This is a genomic window from Microcoleus sp. Pol1C5 (assembly GCF_036701115.1).
Classification (GTDB): domain Bacteria; phylum Cyanobacteriota; class Cyanobacteriia; order Cyanobacteriales; family Microcoleaceae; genus Microcoleus.
Window position 1 is genome coordinate 38,811 of record NZ_JAUBQE010000047.1, and the last position, 17,605, is coordinate 56,415.

Below are 17,605 nucleotides of genomic sequence, written 5' to 3' on the forward strand. Positions count from 1 at the left end.
TAAGGGCGATCGATCTTTTGGTAATCGATGTCTTGAGTGTTAAAATTACAATTGAGTATAATAGCAAACTATAGAGATGGGTAAAAATATATGTCTCAATCTATTGTGCCAGCAGTCGCAGAAAAACAGCTCGATACTTCGCCGACATTGACCTTTGAAGAATACCGAGTTTATCAAGGAGAATCTGATGTAAAATATGAACTGTACAAAGGCAAATTAATCCCGATGCCAACAGCCACAATTTTACATATCAAAATTTGCGAATATTTAGTTTACCAATTGCAGCGTTACCTAGCTGAACACAATCTCGACTTAGTAGTAAAAACTGGCTTGGGAGTGAGAACCGATGAAGATAAATCTCGGATTCCCGATGTAGTTGTCTGCACTCAAAGTCTTTTGGAACAAGCTGCTGCTAGACCCGGTGCAGGTATCCTAGAATTTGATGAAAAGCCGCTGTTATTGGTAGAAGTAGTTAGCGAAAATCGCCGCGAAGATTACGTGATTAAACGCGGAGAGTACGAATTAGCTAATGTGCCGGAATATTGCATAGTTGACCCTAAAGCTGGTAAGCAAAAAATCAGGCTTTTTGCATTGATTGAAGGTGAAGATGGTTACACGTATACAGATTTATTGCCTGGGGAGGAAATGGTGTCTGTAGTATTTCCCGATCTGGTTTTATCGGTGAATGAAATACTAAACCCGCCATTGGTAGAGGAGTTAGTTAAGGCAGAAAACGCTCAATTGCGGCAACTTGAACAGGAAGCTGCAATGGAACGTCAACGCGCCCAAGAGCAGGGTCAACGTGCCCAAGAGGAGCATCAACGTGCTGAAAGATTGGCGGCGAGGTTACGGGAATTGGGCGTAGATCCTGATGCTGTGTAGGAAATTGGATCGAGTACGCGCGCCGAAGCTATCCCGAAGGGAATCGCCCTTGACGCATCTCAATCATCTACCGGCAAGTCGCGCAGGAAATAAAAGCGATCGCGCCCTAAATCTTCGCCTTTAATTCGCCCTAAGAAACCGGTCAAAGGTGAGGAAAGTTCTATTAAAATTTGGTGCAACTCTTCGCGGGACAACTTCTTGGGTGGGTTAGACATTGAATACGCACCGCTAAGAGCATCCACACTTGCTCGTTCAGAACCAGAATTTTCGTGATACTTTTTCATAATAGAAAGAACGTGCGATCGCACTTTAATTTCTTGTTCAACTTGCTCAATATATTTAGCAACTTCATCATCAGATTGCCCCGGTTTTAAGTATTCTTTCAGTTTAAATAAGTCCACCGAGTTAGGATATTTGCTTTGAAGTTTAACCAGTTTTTCCAGCGTCTCAGGGTTCATAATTGCCATACCGTGTACTTTTGCTGCATCCATAAGTTGAGGAGTTGGAACGCCAGGGCCAATAATCAACTTAGTTGCTTTTGCGAGTGTTTCTTTATCTTTGAGCCGTAGCGTTCCTAAATTCAGCAATTGAACTGCTGTATCGTTAGGGATTTTTTTACCGGCTTTGCACTCCCCAACTAAGGGGTAAGGTTTTGAGCATAATAAATCTAAGCCGCCAGCACCACCTTTGTGAGCATAATCTATGGTAAATCCCAAAAACTCAAGGCTATCGCGCACTACAATTTCAAAGTCTGTTCCTGCTTGATAGTTGCTTTTGTCTTTATCTAGTTCTTTGGTGCGATTTCCCAAAGCTGCTATAGTCTTTATCCAAGCTAAATCCCGTTTGATTGGTTTTACAGGCTTATCGCTACTCCAACCTAGAAATATTTTGATTTCTGCGTCTAGTTGTTTGGCTTTTGGGTTGGTGGTGGATAAATGCACTAATGCACTTTGCAACTCTTCCAATTCTGGATGTTCTGGCGGCTCTAGTTTTTCCAGCTTTTGACGGCGTTTGGCAAAGATAGACTCGCTCAACACTGGCGTTGAATCAGTAACATTTAGGGATTTTGGCAAAGGTACAAAATTGCCGCTGGGATGCACTGGCATTTCCAGCGGCTGAGGTAGCAAATAAACCCGCAGGTAAGCTAAATAAATAAAAGGACGCTGCTGGAGAATTTGCTGCAATGCCTCTGTTGTCCAGATGGTTAATCGCGACAAAGCTTCTAATGATTCAGAATCGTTGAGCATTTGGCACAATTCGCACCTACCCCAAGCTTTGATCGAAACTTGATCGGAAACTACCAGTGGGACTTCTAATTGCCCTGACTCTGGAAACAAGCTCATTTGCTTAGGTTTCATCAAGGGCATATTAGAATTATCGGCTGGATAGAGGGCATATTTTTCTCCAGCATCAAAGCTTCGCCAAACTATTGCTGCAATCATTCGCCCTTGGATTAAAGCTTCTACGTCTGGGGCCGGCAAACGGATAGCCCTGTCAATATTGACTAGCGACATGAGAGTATTTGTCCCAATATGAAGTTGATAGTTTAGGAAGCCTTAATTAAACTCGCTCAGTAAATTATCGCAGGACTTATCTAATTCTTCTGACTCCGATAAGTCATCCATAATAGACTCCGCTACAGCTACGGGTTCATCTTCAATCAGATCGGTAGGAACCTCATAGGACGGATCGCTCAGAATCTCTCTAAGCAAGGGGTTGCTAGCCCCTAGCATTTTCTCAGCACCTTTTTCTGCAATAAAATTGAAAATCTGCTCCTCACTAACCCCATAATCTACTTCGCGCTTCTGATAAACAGCCCGAATAGCTAACAGCGGTTTGATTTCATCTTCTTTCAGTGGGACATATTCTCCACCTTGTTGTTTAATGAGCGGTACAAGATACTTTTGCTCCATGTATGAAGTAATCTTTTTGCTCTGGGAACGAACCAAACAACCGCGAGTTAAATTAAAAGTTTGGTAATCATTTAACCTTTTTAAACCCGAGCCTAACCCTTTTCCACCAGCATACTGAAGCACTGCTACTCCAATGATTACATCTTTTCCGTTGTCTTTGCCAATTACTTTGAAATTGATGTAATCATCCTTGCCTCCACGTTTCTTAACTTTATCTGTGGCTTCCTGAACTGTTACCCTTTCCACCGTCTGACCAATCAAACTCTGAAAGCCAAATAAAATAGCATCAGCAAGCAGATAATTATCTTCTAAATAAATTCCTATGTCTTCCTCTAGCTCTTTGACAAAAGCAAGTTCAACGGGATTAGAAATCTCTGGATTTTTAGTGCCTTCACCCGTAAAAATAGGAGGATTACAATTTTCTTTACACCACTTCAAAACCTCTCTAGCAGTGGGTTTTCCTTTGCCAAGCTCGCTAAGTTGAATTTGAGTGAATGGATAAATTGGCTCATGAGGAATTAAGTTTTGCCGTTCATAATATTTGTCTAACCAAAAGCTAACTAAGTTAATAATTGATTCTGAATCCATGTATTTCAAGTCAATCGGATTTCCCTGAACCGAAACCTTAGTGAACACTCCACCAGGTAGCTGCTTTATTTTATTGCTCCATTGAGGAGGCATCATTACACTCAGTATCAAACCCCGGTTTAGATTTTGGAACAAATCTTTGATTAGTCCTGCAACAATCTGACTGATGTGTAAGCCACTAATATCGTCGTAGGCATCAGGCGTGTCTAACTCATCAAAGCAAATGACCAGTTCCTTGTACTCACTAATCAAATCTAAGATTTGCAAAACCGCCTCAAAAGATTGGCATTGAGTTGGTAGTTCCAACTCATCGGCTTTGTATTTAGCAAGTTCTTGCCCCTCTAACCATTTGATTGCATAAAGTGATTGCTCGTCGGAGAGTGTCCAAAAAATTGCCTTGACAATATCAGGATCGTTAACACTTTTCGCTTGCAGAAATGCTTTTGTTAGATCCTTAACCCACTTCTTTAGTTGCTTGGGCGTGCCTGCCTTAAATTTTTCCAATAATTCTTGAGGAGAATAAACTTTAGCATTGGGTTTGGAAACCTTTAAAGCATTGTTAGCCATTGCCGTTGCTAGTTCTTGCCACTGTCTCACCCCATCTCTACCAATCTTTCCGAGGCTCTCAGCCAATATTCGCTGAAATCCTTGCTTAATTTGATTGATATTACCATATTTATTAGCGTAGACAAACAAGCCCCCGCCATGCTCCTGTAGGCGATGGCGAATGCGGCTAATAATGTGAGTTTTGCCTGTTCCATCCTGAGCAGTTATAGCGATGGAACTTGTCTTGTAGTGACCAGCACGAATTTGAGCGAGTGCCTGAAATACAGCATCAGAGGCGTGGGCATTTATTGTCTCAACATCGAAGAATTCCTGGCCCCAAACATCACCAGCATTGAGAAAAGGAGGTTTAGCAAATGGATTTTGATTTAAAAGAGCCACGTTCAGGTCTTCAATGGAAGAAAAAGAAGAATTAGTCATGGTTTTTTGTGTGAGGTTAACGAATTTACAAAGGGATTTAGACCAATTTTAAGGATTTAGCCGTTTGACATAGTAACGGAGTGCACCAAGTGCAGTTTTGATGGAATCTTCAGCTTTATCGGGCGTGATGTCTGTCATTTCACCACCTATAAGCTGAAAAATGTCATTAGCCTGCATTTCCAACAGCCACTCATTGAACTCCGATCGCCCTACCATTTCCCCGATCGCCCGACGCATCCGATAAATCGGCACTAAATCGTCTAAGTTATAATCCCGGTTCAAGCTGTCATACACATCGATCGCCACAGCCTTAAAATCTTCATAGGATGCGATCGTCCCTACATCCCCCTTCCCTTTCTCAACCGCAACACTTGCCGCACCATCCTGATGGCGAATCCACTTCAACAAAGAATTTCCCAGCCGAGTACCAATTTGAGAACCATCAAACTCAAACAAAGAATCCTTACTTTTGAGCCCCTGCGCTAAAACTTCTTTCCCTTTCGCCGTCAATTCCACCAGCGTCACCCGATTTACCAGCGAATACTCGATCGCCCCAGTTGCCTGCAACTCGCCGAGCACTTCCACATATCTCTGACTCGTCTCATTAGTCCGCACAATCCGCTTAGTCAACTCCCCCTTTTTCACCTTCATCTTCCCGCCGCTCAAATCCCACAAATTCAGCAGTACCCGAACTTTTGCCTTCGCATCCCATACCGCTTGCTCTTGAGGTGTCAAAGTTTGAGACACCGCAATTTCATCTTTCTCAGACATATCTATACCTTTAAATACTTGTTCTTAGTATCAAACTTTATCATAAATCTTGCTGACAAACATTTCAACTTTTCCCTAAAATCCCGCGCGAGGCTGTAGACAGCTTAGGCAAATTTCATTGGAAAATAATTGTGATTGACTAAAAGGAAATCGTTTGATAAAATACCTAATTTAACGAGCGATCGCACTTCAAATTCTCCACAGGAAATGCGATGAAACAATCTGAAGCACAGTCCGCTTTCCTCTAGCAACCTCAACAAATCTAGCGATCCCAACCTTAGTCAACCACCTGCAACCCAGCTTAACTGCGACTTTAGTTCAATGCCAGATTCAGCCTTTAGAAAGACGAATTCAACCTCAACATCTTGTTACATTGCAATAGCAATCAAAACATTCAACAACTCTTTACCCATGAAAAATATTCCCGACCAAATTTCCGACATCAAAGAAAAACTTCCCGATTTGACTCCCACCCCTCCCGGTTTAAAAGCTCAAGCATCTAGCCACGACCTCAAAGCCCGTTTAGATTGGGGCGAACCCGGACTCACAATCATCGACGCCCGTGACTTTGAAAGCTTCACCAAAAGCCACATTACCGGCGCCGTAATGATGCCAATGGACGAATTAGTCGCTAGAGCACAATCGAGTTTAGAACCCATCCGCGACATCTACATCTACGGCGAAAACGACCAACAAACCGCCGAAGCGGCCAATCTTCTCCGCGCAGCAGGCTTTCAAAAGGTAGCCGAACTAAAAGGCGGGATTCCTGCTTGGAAAGCCATTGACGGCCCTATCGACGGCGCTCTGGAACACGATACTCCTGGCCCCGACGCCTACAACGTTTTTTCTCGCTTGCAACACCACGCCGAAGCTCAGAAAATCAACAAATAGCCTCAGATTGGCGGCAGGAGTCGCCCATAAAATCTGACACTTAATAAACCCGGTATCGCAAAAGTTACCGGGTTTTTCTATCAGAACTTATACCCCAATACGCTTGGGTTAAAACTGTTTATTCCCCGGAGATCCCCCTAAATCCCCCTTAAGAAGGGGGACTTTGAGTAACTTTTTGTCCCCCCCTTCTTAAGGGGTGCTAGGGGGGATCGAGCTTAACTGAACCATATTGACTTATACCAAATCCTGCCTCAATTTTCTTAGTCTCTTACAGGGTGACCTCGTTTGTCTAGTAGCGGTTTCAACCGCCGACTCTTAACTTCCTACCATCCAAATATGCCTTAACTTCCCCAAACATTTGGCGATTTGCATCAAAAGTAATCCGTTTAACCGCTTCCTCAAAAGCAAGCCAAGCAGAATTTTGAACTTCCTCCTCTTGCAAAACAACTTCCATCGAATTGACAAAACCTAAAAAATAAGTCACAGTCTTTTCAATCGGCTCCCCATCCTTAACAAAAGAATAGTGTTCGGTAAAACTCGGCTCATCCAGCATTTCAAAATCCGATATACCAGTTTCCTCCAGAAATTCCCGCCTAGCCGTTTCCGCAGGAGATTCCCCCGGATTCGCATGACCTTTCGGAAACGCCCAATGTCCGGCTTGATGCTGAATCAACAAAAACAAAGTATCAGCTTCAGTAGGAGAAAAAATCGGCACAATTCCAAAACATTCATCTTTCATTGTTGTGATATTTCCTATTAAGTATTAGGTCTTTTTAGTCCGCGTAAGCGAACTAAAATTGGTGTAGATGCGATTTCAATCGCCGAGTCTCTTAATTTCCCACCCCAAGCGAGTCTGCTGTTCATAAACCCGCTTCAAAGTATTAACATCCCTCGCTGAAATAGGCGGAGGATTTCTCACCTGAGAAAAATAAAGCACATCAGTTTCCATCAAACTGTGGCCCCAAATTCCCAAAGCGTGACCCAACTCGTGCCGCGCCGTCGCCGGAATATACTTACCCACTTGATTCGGATTCAAATAAACCGAAAACCGATGAGATAACACAGTTTTATTCCCATCCCGACGGGCGTACAATTCATAGGTAGCCTCTCCAGAGCGCGATCGCAAAATCCCTTGACGCAAAGGCGGAGCCCGACGTAAAATCCTAATATCAGCCACCTCCGAACTATCCACCACTTCCAAAGGCAAATAAACCCCCCATTCCCGGACAACATCCAACACAGCCGCCACCCATTCTTCAGACTTATTAGCATCAACTGGACGCTCAACATAAACCTGAATCGGAAACTTAGACCATAGCAAATGACCGAAATTCGGTGGCTTAACCTGGTCAAAATAATCACCACTATCCGTGGAATCTTGCCAATTCGCTAGCGTTGGCGGCAAAGGGTGAACCTGTGGATGCGGCAAACTATTAGGGAGAGAAGAAAGACTCGCCGCCGGAGTATTAACCTGAGTAAAAATTATCAGGCTAAAACAACATAAAGCCAATCCCAAACCAGCCAGCAATCGAGATTTTACTGTAACTTTCCACAACCGCATTTTTGCAACCGCAGATAGACACAAATAAACGCAGATGAACTTGAGATTATCTGCGTCTATCTGCGTTCATCTGCGGTTAAAAATCCAAATCTTATAACTTAGGCGCCAACCAACCGGCACTCAAAATCACAGTCAAACCCATAAAAACAATAGACAGACCCCAAGTAATCCGGTTCAGACTCGTTTCTGCACTCTTGGCGCTGGTAAACAATTGAGCTTGTCCGCCAATCCCGCCAATACCATCGCCTTTAGGACTGTGCAGCAACACAAAAACCACAAGTCCTAAAGCAGACAAAGACCAGATAACTTGTAACACAGAAACAATATTCATAATCTGGAGTAATTGGTAATTAGTAATCGGTAATTTATTATCATATCAAATTCGGTCGGTCTCACACAATTTATGCCGAGACATTCCAAGAGTCCATTGGTCTCAACTTAAGCCTGAAAGCCTTGATAAATCTCGTTTTTACCTGAGTTCAGAAGCCCCTAAATCCCCCTTAAAAAGGGGGACTTTGATCCATTTCCGGTTCCCCCCTTCTTAAGGGGGGCTAGGGGGGATCTAGGCTTAATAGTCAAACAGCATTCTGTGACTGGGTTTGACGTTAAATTGACACGAACAAGGGCGAAAGCCTTTGTCCCTAATGCTGCGTCCCTACTACAATCGGACTCGCACCGGAGTGCGATTGGCACGAACTTCAAACTCAGCCGATCGGATCATAGAGCGTCCCGTCATCTCCGGGGGCTGAGGCAACCTCAACAGCTCCAGAATTGTCGGCGCAATATCCGCCAAACAACCGTCCGCCCTCAGAGGAACATCCGTTCCGTGACCCGGAATCTTCCGACCTTCGCCTTCTACCAGAATAAAAGGCACCGGGTTAGTAGTGTGAGCCGTCCACGGATTCCCGTCCTCGTCAAACATCTGCTCAGCATTTCCGTGGTCGGCAATAATAATTGCCGTTCCCCCAGCTTTACTAATGGCGCTCAACAGCCGCCCCAAACATTTATCCACAGTTTCGATCGCAATTATCGTCGCATCCATCATCCCCGTATGACCAACCATATCCGGGTTAGCGTAGTTAATCACCATAAACGAATAGATGCCTTTTTCCAAAGCCGTCACCACCCCATCCGTCACCAAGTCCGCCGACATCTGGGGCGCCTCATCGTAAGTCGCCACCATCGGGCTCTGCACCAACTCCCGGTGTTCCCCGATAAAAGGCTCTTCCAGACCCCCATTAAAAAAATAAGTCACATGAGCGTACTTTTCAGTTTCCGCCGTCCGCAACTGCTGCAAACCGTGCTTAGAAATCACCTCGCCCAGAATATTGTTCAAATTCTGGGGTTCAAAAGCCACCATTACCGACAGTTTCGGGTCGTACTGAGTAAAAGTCGCAAACGCCAGCGGCTCAATTAACTGCCGTTCAAACCCCTTAAAATCGGGAGATACAAAAGCCTGAGTCAATTCTCTAGCCCTGTCCGGGCGAAAATTAAAGAAAATTACCCCATCCCCCGATGCCACCGCCCCCGGAGAAATCCGAGTCGGAACAGCAAACTCGTCGGTCACTCCTTCAGCATAAGAGGCCTGCAACACATCCACAGCCGATCGACCGTCAGGCGCACCCTCAGTCGTCATCACCTCGTAAGCACGCTGCACCCGATCCCAGCGCTTGTCCCTGTCCATCGCGTAGTAGCGGCCGCTGATGGTCGCAATCCGACCGACCCCTACCTCTGCGATATAACTTTCAATCTTTGTTAGAGCTTCGACACCCTCTTTCGGAGTAGTATCACGACCGTCTGTAATCGCGTGAATGCAAACCTCAGAAATTCCCTGTGCCTTTGCTAATTGCAGCAAACCCTTAATATGACTGAGATGGGAATGAACCCCACCTTCAGAACAAAGACCAGTCAGGTGCAACTTGCCGCCGGTGGCGCGGACTTTCTCGCAAAGCCCAACCAGCGCGCGGTTGTTGAGCAAAGAACCATCTTCCACTGCATCCGAGATCCGCACCAACTCTTGAGGAACCACGCGGCCCGCGCCCAGATTCAAGTGACCAACCTCTGAGTTACCCATTTGCCCGTCTGGCAGCCCTACCGCCCGCCCCGATGTTTTAATCAGAGTTCTGGGATAAGCAGCCCAGAGACTGTCCATCACGGGTGTTTTCGCAGCGGCGATCGCATTTCCGTCTTGTTCTTCACGATAACCCCAGCCGTCTAGAATAATCAGCACTACAGGAGATACAGACGCTTGTGCCATGTGAATACCTTATTTACAATAATTAATTTCTCGATCGTCATGATTTCCGATTTTGCGGAACATCTGCCGCTAATCAGTTTACATACTTTCTCAGCTCCGGCTGAACAAGGCAAACCAAAATTCCCTCAGCCCCAGCATTTTGGGAACTTATTTCGACCGGCTTGGCGAATTGTTTAATTGATTGCCTTGGCTTGTACTGTGAATCGTTGTCGGAGACTGTTACCGATCTCACCAACAGCAGCCGTGCTTTTGTGGCCGGATTTCACGGATAGTTTAACCGTCGGTGGCTCTTGAAACACTAAGAACAATACCACACTTGGTTGCATTTTGCTACCGCCTCAACCAATAATTTGAAAAGCCTTGACCGGGCTGCGAATAACTTTATAGGATACGAGTTGAGCAAAAATCGCTTGTCTACTCCGCTCTCTTTCAGCGGATATAAAATTCTACAACATCTTTTTTAATTTTGACATCGTAATTGCCAAAGAAATCGTGACCGAGCAGACCTATTGGCATTTGTCTGGCGATCGCCACTTCAACATTTTGGATCGCAACACCCCCAACCCGAATCGATCGCACTACGCCGATCGGGAACTCGACAACGCTACCGTCAGCGATCCCCGCTCTCACGGTACGCACCGGCCTCACTCCCAGTGCAGTAGCCATCCGCTGAGAAATCAAAGTGCCACTTGCCCCGGTATCGAGAATCATCTCAAAAGTCTTGTTGCCGTTAAATACCACATCAATCACCGGCGTCCCGCCAGCGCGACGCTTGATTTTAGCTTGAAATACCTGTGGATTCCCCCGTGGCTTCGTCGGTTGATTTGCTCGCGGTTTGGCACCAGAATTTGACGGGTTCCAAAACTGAGAGTACAATTCTCCAGTTGTCAATCCCGATCCCGTTATAGTGCGATTCCCTTCGGGATAGCTCCGCTTCACGAGCCGCTGGGAACTCACATCGGGCACCAATGTCATCACCTGGGTTTCTGGCTGATGTGAATGAGAATACACCTGGCTGCCCCCCACCGATCCCAGACCAACCAAAACGCTCGCACAAACCAAGGTCGATCGCCAAATTGGCTTGAGAATCACTTTTGCCATAATCTAAATACCTTAATTGATTCAATATGTCGAACAACAACCGCCACTGATATCCTAACCCGCTCCCAAAAACCGATCGCCCGATCCCCAGATCGGATCGTCAGGAAAACTTGGCAATTTTCAAGCGATCGCATAACATCGAACACAGATAAACTGATAAACGGCAACAGGCTGTAATTGCAGAGCCTTGTTGGAGATCTTGAAATTAAGCATTTAGGGGCGATCGGCAATGCACAAACTTTTATATTTTGCGACTATAGGACTACTAGCTTTCTCGATCGGAGGATGCGGTGGCGACGAAGGCACCAACACAGCCAGCCCCAGCCCCAGCCCTAGTGCAGCCTCTCCGTCTCCGGCAGCCTCTGCCAGCCCCACCCCAGCAACTCAGAATTTCCCGTCTCCAATAGTAGCCGCCCAACCTCCAGGGTTAATTCGATCGACCAACCCAGACGAACGAGCAAGACAGGCTCAAACAGGAATCGGCAACAAAAGGGACAGGAATCCAACGCTTCCGCTTCAGCCAGTACCCCAAGGCCCTGTGACAGCGAATCCTTCTCAGTTAGACCCCTTTGGGCCGCTGCCGCCGATCGTATTACAAATCCCTCCAGGAGCCAACGGAGCGGGTGGGACTACCTCAGAACTTCCCAAACTGCCACAGCGACAAGTTGCCGTGCTACCCGAGCTTCCCGAGTTATTGGCTCCCCCCCCACTTAACAGGCCTAATCAGACGGTGACTATCCCCAGGTCACCCACGGGCGGTCGAGGAGGCACTCAGCAACTACGAGGTCGATCGGGAGGTCCTTTACTTCCCGGAGGTGATGGGGGGCAAATTGGCTTGCCGCCCCAGGTTCCAGGGCTAACTACTCCTCGGTTAGGTGGCGGTGGCAGCAATGGTTCCTTACCCGGAGGCACCGGGGGACAAATTGGCTTGCCACCCCAAGTTCCGGGGCTCACTCCTCCTCAGTTAGGTCGTACTCGTACATCCCCGCCTGGACTCGAACCCATTGCAGCTAGACCCATAGGAGTCCCGGATCTGCCGGAACTGCCAGTAGACAAGCGCCCCCCCCAATGGAGAGACCCCAATGCCAGGGTCAGAAGAGGTACTGGCACCCGCCCTCCTGGAACTACTGGGCCAATAGCAAATAGACCCCAAGATGCGCGGAATCCCCAGACTCGCCGTCCAGCACCCCCGCGCCCGCCCCAGCCAATAGCAGCTAGACCTATAGGAGTACCGGATCTGCCGGAACTGCCAGTAGACAAACGCCCGCCTCAGTGGGTAGACCCAAATCCGCCGCCACCTCCTGTCATCCCAGTAGTTCCGCCACCGCCTTCTACTGACCTCGCTACGGGTACTGAAGTCAGCGGGGTGGTAAAAGTCGGGAACGAGACGCAAGTGATTGTCAAAGTACCGAATGAACCAACCAGCCGATATGTCAAAGTCGGGCAGCGTCTGTCTAACGGGCAAGTGTTGGTGAAGCGGGTCGATCTCAAGCAAGGAGCCGATCCGATCGTGATTCTCGAGGAAAACGGCGTTGAGGTAGCCAAAGCTGTTGGCGAAAAACCCGCCAGTCGCCAACCACAACCCGCCAATGCAGTTATTAGCCGTCTCCCAAATCCGAATAGCTCAACGCGACGCTAAAAATTGACAGTAAAGCAGGAAAAATGCTAAAGGCAAAAACTCTAATTTTTGCCTTTTTGCATTTAGGGCAGATCTCAAACCTGAAGGTAAAATTAGTACAGGGATTAAAAAATAGACGACTTTTCAGCGAGTATTAGCTTCTAGAAAATCCCTATTAGTAATTGAAGTTAAAGGAGATCGATCATGCTCGGTTCAATTCAAAAATTAGGGATGGTGATATTAGTTGCTTCTTGTATCGGCAGCGCTACTAATCTCTTGAATCCCCAGCCATCAATGGCTCAAGCAACACCCGATCCAAAACCCGAAGAAGGAAAACGCTCTCCCTTCTGCCAAGGAAACCCTCCTACGGGAAGAGTAAAATGCAATTACGAGGGAGGCGATAATTACGAGGGAAATTTCGTTAACGGCCTGCCAGACGGCAGTGGGGTCTACGTCTACGCTAATGGCGATCGCTACGAAGGACAATTTCGCAATGGAGTGCCAAATGGTAGAGGGACATTCATTTTTAAAGATGATGCCCGCTACACAGGCGTGTTCCAAGACGGCACCATGAGATCGGGGACGGTCATTTTTGCCAACGGCGAGCGCTATGTCGGAAACTTCGCAGTCGTCAGAAACGTTCAGACTGATGCCATTAGCAGCCAACCCTCAGGGCGGGGTCAATTTTTTTATACCAATGGCGATCGCTATGAAGGACAATTCTTTGCAGGCTCACCCTTTGGTCCTGGGGTATTGGTTCGGGTAGACGGCACTCGCTGTTCCGGCAGATTTTTTAATCAAGAACTTGACGCTAGTGTCACCTGCACTTTCCCCAACGGTACGCGCTATGAAGGAGAATTGCGAAAGGGAGTACCTCACGGTGTCGGGACGATGATCGATGCTAGCGGTAGGCGCTTTCCGGGGGTATTTCGCAACGGCAAACCCGGAGTTTCCTAAAGGATAAATTGAGGTTTTCAGGCAACTTTTGACCAGCAATCGGACAAAAGACAAATGACGAAGGAAAATAATATCCAGAAGCGCATAGGAGAGACTTAGTTAATGATTTCCCGTTTAAAAACCAGTGGAATCCCTCTATTAGTTGCATCAGTGTTAATTGGTAGTTACGCGACTTATCCCTTTCCCTCAATGGCGCAAGGAACAGAAGCTAGAACCGGTCGCTGCGTGCCAGCTATAGCTACAGGTAGAGTTAGATGCGATTATGACAGCGGTGATAGCTACATCGGACAGTTCGTTAACGGTTTGCCCAGTGGCAGTGGGGTATACGTATATTCCAACGGCGATCGCTATGAGGGGCAGTTCCGTCTGGGCAAACCAAATGGTCGAGGACAATTTATATTTAAGGACGACGCCCGCGTGGAGGGCATATTCCGAGATGGCAAAGTTAGTTCCGGGACTGCTATTTTTACTAATGGCGATCGCTATATAGGGTCGTTTTCTCTCGATCAAAAAGTAGGAGTTCCCACGGGACAAGGGCAATTCATTTTTGCTAATGGCGATCGCTTTGTGGGTCAATTTTTAGGGGGCAAGCCATTAGGTACGGGAGCGTTCACCCGGGCTGACGGCAGTCGGTGTTCGGGACAGTTCTATACTCAAGAACTTGATGGCAGGGGTAACTGTTCGTTCTCCAACGGTATCCGCTATCAGGGAGAGTTACGCAAGGGATTGCCTCACGGCAAAGGCACAATTATCGATACTAGAGGCCGCCGACTTCCGGGGGTGTTCCGGGACGGCCAGCGGGTAGAGCAATAAACTGGGAATAAGTGCGATCTGTTAGTAAGGGCAGGTTGACGGCTAATATTTTTTGCACAAAACCTGCCATTGCTAGGTTTTAAAGTCAAAACTATTGATAATTTATGCCCGGCTTTTTCTCAAGGGAATTGCTAATGTTAAATATCCACTTAATGGAGTTAATGGAGGCGTTTTGATATGACAACTACTGCTTCTGCTTCCGGCCGCACCGGCCAGTTTCCCTTCGAATTTGCCCCGCAGCGGACTCAAGATGCTGATTTGTTGCGACAACTCGGTTTTGTACCCGGCTTGAAGGAAATATTGGCTTTGCGGCAAGTTCATGCTTTGGAACACGCTACTGTTTGGGTACTGGGCCAATCTGGCGGCGAGGCCACAGCAAGAACCGATAATGAGTTGTTGGGCGGGATGTCCACAGACCAAGGATTTTATCTTTACGGTCGCGTTAACATTGCACAGTTGCGTCAGGCAGTACGCGAGGCTTTGCATCGGATTGGCAGCGGAGAGTGGGATTTAGCTGTACATCCCCGCTGTGGCACGAATTTGTCGGTGGCAATGCTGCTAACGGCTGGACTTGCTGTTGGCATCAATTTAGCCCTGCCCCGGGGGCCCATTCTGCAACTTTTAGGTTTGGGTGCAGCGGCGGCTGCTGCGGCTCAGTTAGCTCCTGATGTGGGATCTCTGGCTCAGCGTTACGTCACAACTGCTATTCCGTTTAATTTGAGTGTTGTTGATATTACTGTAAGTCACGACTTCTGGGGACGCGAAGCTCATTTTGTTCGGGTGCGTTGGGTTGAATAGTTGCGGCGGGAGGAGGAGAGTGGGGAAGTTGAGAAAATGTTCTTTCTTCCCTCAACTTCGAGCCGTTAAATCTCCTACACGGCTTCGTTGTCGAACTTACTTCTTCCTGATTCCTATTCCTGTCCTGAAACCGAGCTTTTTCTTCTTTCATCAACTCTTCAACTAATGGCAGAGTCCGTATTTCATCCACCGATCATGTCAGATGGGAAAACTAATAAGTCAAGATTGTATGCTGCTGGATAAAGCTGCCACTTGTCAACTAAATAATCGCAAATTTTTATATAAAACTGTTGCTGTGGGCAGGTGATTAAGAGAGCTTTATATATACTTTGTATTTTTGATAAAAATTACTTTGAGAGAATAGGTACGATTAAAAAGTTAATTTGGGCGACTTATCCACTTACTTTTATTCAACAACTGGAACTACAGACTAAGACATACATTTGCCATATCTCTATAACTTCATAATATTATATTCACTTTCCTCTTCACCGTAAATGTATCAGCTATAAAAAGCTCGGATTTACTTCCTAGGCAACTTGTCAGAAAATAGCAGGATCAGGTAAAATCGCTTGTGATAATTTTTAGATCAAAAGTCAACAAAATAAATGTGCAAATTAGCGATCGATAAAACCTGGGTGGTAAGTCTACTGGCGGTCAGCTTAGCCGTAGCAAGCAACAGCTTTTTGCTTTTTACCCACGATGCGAGTTTTGCTGGCCAAATATCTCAAACTAACGAACCAGAAAGAGCTCCTGACGGCAAGATAGTTCCCGTTAATGGCAAAGTCAATGTTAGATTAACCAATAAAACCAACGATCGACTATTTTTTCAGGTGGTTGGACAGACTAACCGCCAGAGTTTAGCGGAAAATGCAACAGTCGCGCTGCCAGCATTGACATTACCCGCCTCAATTGTATTTAGGCGACTAGATGGTGCGTTATTGAAACCCAGTTTGAAACCTAGTGGCGAAGGAACAGTAGAGGTAAGATTAGACGAGACAAATGATTTAGGTTTGGATAAAACATCTTTAAGGATTCGGAATGACGGCGCAATTTTTCTCAGATAGACAACATTCAGTGGAGTTAAAATTTTAGATTTTAGATTTTAGATGGACTCCACAGCCACTCGCTGGCGGCTAGAACTGTTGTCTAAACCATGATTGATCTCAACAACTCAAGTCCGGGGATTGTATCCGTATTTGGGTGTCAGAGTACAGTTAAATAATGTAAAATCAACTTAACGATCGCTCCGACAACTCGACCTCACCCTTCCATATACCATCCGAGTTCCTATGTCAATCAAAAAGATTCTTTCCATAGCGCTGTTAATTTTCATCCCCATTTCCATCGCCGCTGAGTATTTGCACTGGGGTTCCCTCGCAGTTTTCATCACATCCGCTTTAGGCATTATACCTCTGGCTATTTGGTTGAGCACCGCAACAGAAGAAGTGGCGATCGTTACAGGCCCCTCCATAGGCGGCTTATTAAATGCAGTCTTCGGCAATGCTACGGAATTAATTATTGCAATAGTTGCTCTGAAAGCTGGCTTAATTGACATTGTGAAAGCCAGCATAACCGGTACAATTATCAGCAACTTGCTCTTAGTCATGGGATTTTCCATGCTGTTAGGAGGAATCCGCTACAAAGAACAGGAGTTTAAGCCAATAATCGCGCGGGTAAACGGTTCCACAATGACTCTAGCAGTGATTGCAATCCTGCTGCCGACAATGGTAATTTACACCTCCAATGGAGTAGAACCCGCAGCCATTCAGAATCTTTCCTTAATAACTGCGATCGTCCTAATTGCAGTTTACGCTCTAACTCTGCTATTTTCATTAAAAACTCACAGCTATCTTTACGATGTTGGGTTACTCGAACTAGAGTCAGAAAATCCTCAAAATACCAAAGAGGAATCTACGACCCACAAACCGAATTTGTGGCTGTGGATAGGAGTGCTAGTTGCCTCAACTGTTGCCGTTGCTTTTGAATCAGAAATTTTCGTTGGTGTTGTGGAAGAAACTACCAAAGGATTGGGATTGACGCCGCTGTTTACAGGGGTAATTCTGTTGCCGATTGTTGGCGGCGCAGCCGAATATGTAACTGCGGTGGGAGTTGCGATGAAAAACAATATGGATTTGTCAGTTTCTGTCGCGATGGGTTCGAGTTTGCTAGTTGCTTTGCTGGTAGCGCCGGTGTTGGTGATTATCGGATTGGTGATTCACCAGCCGATGGATTTAAACTTCAATCCATTTGAAGTAGTTGCAGTTGCCATTGCCGTGACAATTGCTAATCTAATTAGTCTCGACGGCCGCTCGAATTGGCTCGAAGGAGTGCTGCTTTTAGCAACATACACCGTCTTAGGAGCCGCATTTTACTTTCACCCGATTACTTAAACCAATAATTTTGTTGGAGGGGCACTCTCCTGTGGTTGCCCCTTTTCACCGGAAAATAACTTCTCTTTGTTCTTGTTT

16 protein-coding genes are annotated in these 17,605 nt (G+C 46.3%); 8 read left to right on the forward strand and 8 right to left on the reverse strand.

Annotated features, from left to right (window positions below; translation table 11 throughout):
* Positions 1-90: 90 nt before the first annotated feature.
* Positions 91-882 (forward strand): Uma2 family endonuclease, encoded by a 792-nt coding sequence (locus QUA23_RS23185; protein ID WP_333072838.1) that lies wholly within the window; start codon positions 91-93, stop codon positions 880-882.
* 59 nt (positions 883-941) lie between these two features.
* Here QUA23_RS23185 and QUA23_RS23190 read toward each other — a convergent pair whose 3' ends face one another.
* From QUA23_RS23190 to QUA23_RS23200, 3 genes are read right to left on the reverse strand one after another with little or no spacing between them, the layout of a single operon-like run.
* Entirely contained in the window at positions 942-2,396 is a 1,455-nt protein-coding gene (locus QUA23_RS23190; protein ID WP_333072836.1) for a DUF1802 family protein, read from the reverse strand.
* A gap of 42 nt (positions 2,397-2,438) precedes the next feature.
* Positions 2,439-4,367 carry a P-loop NTPase fold protein gene (locus tag QUA23_RS23195; RefSeq protein ID WP_333072835.1) on the reverse strand — a complete coding sequence of 643 codons (1,929 nt, stop codon included), beginning with the start codon at positions 4,365-4,367 and terminating at the stop codon, positions 2,439-2,441.
* Positions 4,368-4,415: 48 nt separating this feature from the next.
* A complete protein-coding gene (locus tag QUA23_RS23200) occupies positions 4,416-5,138 on the reverse strand; it encodes a hypothetical protein (protein ID WP_333072834.1) in 723 nt (240 codons plus the stop codon).
* 411 nt (positions 5,139-5,549) lie between these two features.
* On the opposite strand from QUA23_RS23200, the gene QUA23_RS23205 reads away from it, so the two are divergent.
* Positions 5,550-6,029, forward strand: a complete 480-nt coding sequence (locus QUA23_RS23205) for a rhodanese-like domain-containing protein (protein WP_333072833.1) — start codon at positions 5,550-5,552, stop codon at positions 6,027-6,029.
* Positions 6,030-6,330: 301 nt separating this feature from the next.
* Here QUA23_RS23205 and QUA23_RS23210 read toward each other — a convergent pair whose 3' ends face one another.
* From QUA23_RS23210 to QUA23_RS23230, 5 genes are all read right to left on the reverse strand, one after another.
* Entirely contained in the window at positions 6,331-6,768 is a 438-nt protein-coding gene (locus tag QUA23_RS23210) for an NUDIX domain-containing protein (protein WP_333072832.1), read from the reverse strand.
* Positions 6,769-6,843: 75 nt separating this feature from the next.
* Positions 6,844-7,590, reverse strand: coding sequence for a peptidase (locus QUA23_RS23215; RefSeq protein WP_333072831.1), 747 nt, complete (start codon positions 7,588-7,590; stop codon positions 6,844-6,846).
* Positions 7,591-7,681: 91 nt separating this feature from the next.
* A complete protein-coding gene (secG, locus tag QUA23_RS23220) occupies positions 7,682-7,921 on the reverse strand; it encodes a preprotein translocase subunit SecG (RefSeq protein ID WP_015175238.1) in 240 nt (79 codons plus the stop codon).
* A 327-nt stretch (positions 7,922-8,248) separates the two neighbouring features.
* On the reverse strand, positions 8,249-9,847 hold the full coding sequence (gpmI, locus tag QUA23_RS23225; protein WP_333072830.1) for a 2,3-bisphosphoglycerate-independent phosphoglycerate mutase: 1,599 nt from the start codon (positions 9,845-9,847) through the stop codon (positions 8,249-8,251).
* A 429-nt stretch (positions 9,848-10,276) separates the two neighbouring features.
* Positions 10,277-10,948: a retropepsin-like aspartic protease gene (locus QUA23_RS23230; protein WP_333072829.1), complete on the reverse strand. Its 672-nt coding sequence runs from the start codon at positions 10,946-10,948 to the stop codon at positions 10,277-10,279.
* A 229-nt stretch (positions 10,949-11,177) separates the two neighbouring features.
* Between QUA23_RS23230 and QUA23_RS23235 the strand changes: the two genes are divergently transcribed.
* The 6 genes from QUA23_RS23235 (at position 11,178) to cax (ending at position 17,527) form a co-directional block, all read left to right on the forward strand.
* Positions 11,178-12,587 (forward strand): hypothetical protein, encoded by a 1,410-nt coding sequence (locus QUA23_RS23235; RefSeq protein ID WP_333072828.1) that lies wholly within the window; start codon positions 11,178-11,180, stop codon positions 12,585-12,587.
* Between the two features lie 183 nt (positions 12,588-12,770).
* Positions 12,771-13,523: an MORN motif-containing protein gene (locus QUA23_RS23240; protein ID WP_333072827.1), complete on the forward strand. Its 753-nt coding sequence runs from the start codon at positions 12,771-12,773 to the stop codon at positions 13,521-13,523.
* A 102-nt stretch (positions 13,524-13,625) separates the two neighbouring features.
* Entirely contained in the window at positions 13,626-14,336 is a 711-nt protein-coding gene (locus QUA23_RS23245; RefSeq protein WP_333072826.1) for an MORN motif-containing protein, read from the forward strand.
* A 177-nt stretch (positions 14,337-14,513) separates the two neighbouring features.
* Positions 14,514-15,134, forward strand: a complete 621-nt coding sequence (locus QUA23_RS23250) for a DUF6391 domain-containing protein (RefSeq protein WP_333072824.1) — start codon at positions 14,514-14,516, stop codon at positions 15,132-15,134.
* Between the two features lie 608 nt (positions 15,135-15,742).
* A complete protein-coding gene (locus QUA23_RS23255) occupies positions 15,743-16,201 on the forward strand; it encodes a hypothetical protein (RefSeq protein WP_333072823.1) in 459 nt (152 codons plus the stop codon).
* A 225-nt stretch (positions 16,202-16,426) separates the two neighbouring features.
* Positions 16,427-17,527: a calcium/proton exchanger gene (gene cax, locus QUA23_RS23260; protein WP_333067675.1), complete on the forward strand. Its 1,101-nt coding sequence runs from the start codon at positions 16,427-16,429 to the stop codon at positions 17,525-17,527.
* Positions 17,528-17,605 lie beyond the last annotated feature (78 nt).